Source organism: Desulfobacula sp. (assembly GCF_021107415.1).
Window position 1 is genome coordinate 1 of record NZ_JAIOSW010000467.1, and the last position, 2,796, is coordinate 2,796.

The 2,796-nt window shown below is 40.8% G+C and carries 2 protein-coding genes; both read right to left on the minus strand.

The window, feature by feature from the left end; all coding sequences use genetic code 11:
- Positions 1-230: 230 nt before the first annotated feature.
- Entirely contained in the window at positions 231-1,745 is a 1,515-nt protein-coding gene (locus K8S13_RS23445) for an ABC transporter substrate-binding protein (RefSeq protein ID WP_291466150.1), read from the minus strand.
- Positions 1,746-1,866: 121 nt separating this feature from the next.
- Positions 1,867-2,796 (minus strand): trimethylamine methyltransferase family protein (locus K8S13_RS23450; protein ID WP_291466151.1); only part of this gene is annotated, 930 nt, incomplete at its 5' end.

Sequence of the window (2,796 nt, forward strand, 5' to 3'; positions counted from 1 at the left end):
AAAATATGTCAGGCTGAATAGAACAATCAATACACCGATCAGAGTCGGTATGGTCCATAGTGTTCTTTTAATTATATACTTTAAGATAGCCAGCCCCTCCTTTAAGCTAATGGAATTGCCTGAAAAAAATTTGTCGGCCTTAAATTACAATGGCCTGTCATTTTCAAATATCCCTTGAAAAAGAGTATGCGATCAAAGTTACATATCGATCACATACTCTGAATTCTTAATTATTTAAAGCTGATGTCCCAGGGAGCCAGGCGGCCATCTGGATAGAGTTTTCCTAAATTCAGGTTTTTTTGAGCAGCAACGATCCTTATTCCGTGAGTGAGCCATATGGCAAAGGCATCTTTATCCATTTCTTTTTGTGCATTTATGTAGATTTGGGCCCTTTTTGCAGAAACTGTTTCCACCATGCCTTTGGTGATGAGAGCATCATATTTTTTGTTGCTCCATTTGCTTAAGTTCCATTCTTCTCCACTGACAAACCAGGAAAATGCATAGGATGGATCAATGGTAGTATTGAAATAAGAAAGATACATATCCGGTTCACCGGATGTGGTTGCCTTGTTAAACGCACCGGTTTCTTTAATCTGTATATCAATATCAACACCAATTTTAGCAAGGTCGGCTTTAATAACTTCTGCTGTAACTTTTACCTGCTCGTCAGGCCAGATATAGAGATTGGCTTTAAACCCGTCAGGTTTTCCACCTTCTTTGAGCAATTGTTTGGCTTTTTTTAAATCAACTTTATACACAGGGGCATCTTTCCAATGACCCAGTAATCCCGGAGGAAGAATGGTGTTGGCTCTGGGAGCAATATCAAAGAAGGCCGCTGTTAAAATTTTATCCACATCAATAGCATATCTGCAGGCCTCTCTTAGTTTCTGGTTGTCAAAAGGGGCTTTGTTTACGGTAAATCCCACCCACCAGTGTTTTAAAGAAGGTTTCACCACCAGGTTCAATTTAGATTTCTTTTTGTAAATGGCAGCATTGATTAGGGCCACCCGTCCAATATCAATCTCTTTTGTTTTCAGTGCCATCTCACATGTGGCATCTTCTACAATGGGTATAAATTTAACCCTTTTTATGGCAGGTTTGGTTCCCCAATACCCATCAAAGGCTTTGAGTTTTACATGTTTTTTGGGTTCCCATTGATCCAGTTCATAAGGACCTGTTCCAATTGGATTAAAACTGAATTTTTCCCTGCCCATTTCCTGAGCGGCTTTTTTTGAAACGATAAAACCGGAATTGGAAGGCAGGGTTGAGGTGAACAATTGTACCATTCTATCTTTGAAGATCAGTTTAGCCGTATATTGATCCACAACTTCCACACCATCAAGGGAACCCCAGTTTCCTTTTTCAGAGGATGTGCTGTCCGGGGCTATAATACGTTCAAAGGAAAATTTAACATCCTCGGCTGTCATTTCACCGTAACCTTTTTGGAATTTTACTCCTTTTCTGAGATGAAAAATAACCTCTTTTCCATCATCGGAAACCTCCCATGATTCTGCAAGGTCGGGTACAACCTCCCAGGATCCTTCCTTATATTTGACAAGACCGTTATAGATACATCTCATAATAGTCAGTTCGCGATCCCCGCTTGTCAGCCATCCCGGATCAAATGTGTTGATGTCATCCCATCTGGCAATCTTAAGTTCGTTTTTGTCCTTTGCAAATGCGGGCGGCAAAAATATAAATAACGCCATAAATATACATGTAAACAGTGTGCCAAATTTCTTCATCTTTTTCCTCCAGATGTTAAAAGTTATATTCAAATTTATTTTTCACATTCATCCGGTGGATTAAAAGAGTGGCCGGACAGTTATGAAAATTACTAAAATACTTTTTAATAGTCATGTTTTTTCAGGATATAGAGTTAATGAATTCCTCCCCTGAGTCTAATATAAAATCATGGTTATCGATGACAGGCAGCTCTTCAATCAGAGCATGGGTATACTCTCTTAGTTCCTTGCCAACTTTTGGCTCCCCTTGTTCCTGCCATTTTTCCAAAGGAATAAACGGCCATATTTTACTTTTTGTTAAAGGTTCCCTGAATTTTTTCATGGTCAGATTTGAAGTAAGATAGCTCGCGCCGGGGCCGAGAGTAATAATTTCATCAAGGCTGACTTCATCGGGATCAAGAGAAAATCCTTTATTAAAATCCCTGGCCAGCCGGATGATTTCTGCGGCATATACCACTGTTGCCGGTGAAAATGCCAGGGAATCAAAATTATTTCCAACAAATGGAACCAGATCAGGGCTGCCCAGAATACTTGTCAGATGATTCTGCCAGAGCATGGAACCTGCCATCAGATCCGGCCCTCTTCCCATCCATCCCCCTGAAGTACCGCAGTGGGGGACCTTATAATGGTTCATCATTTCCCCGCAGGCAAGATTGATCAACATGCTTTGGGGCGTGTAGTAACTCTGCATTTTTTTCATATCAAAGGCTGCAGGCAGGCTGCCTAAAATAACCGGGGTTCCTTCTTTTAATAACTGGCCATAGACAAGCCCGGCCAATAGCTCTGCCGTTAACAGAGCAAGGGTCCCACCCGGGGTAATGGGGCAGGTTGCTCCTGACATACCGTAATTTGAAAAAATAAACGGCATCCCTCTTTTGACAGTTTGTTCCATTTTTATTGATGTTTCTGCATTCAGTATGAGCGGAGTGATGGGATTAAAATAAGGAATGATGGAAGTTTGTGTTGCTTTTTCACCAATCAGGGTATCACACATGGTAAGGCATTTTTCAAATGTTTCAGGCTCTGAGATAAGAAGTGTAATAGGCTTTGC

Coding starts and splice junctions, on each gene's coding strand:
- K8S13_RS23445 (WP_291466150.1), bottom strand. CDS start 1,745: ATGAAGAAATTTGGCACACTGTTTACATGTATATTTATGGCGTTATTT.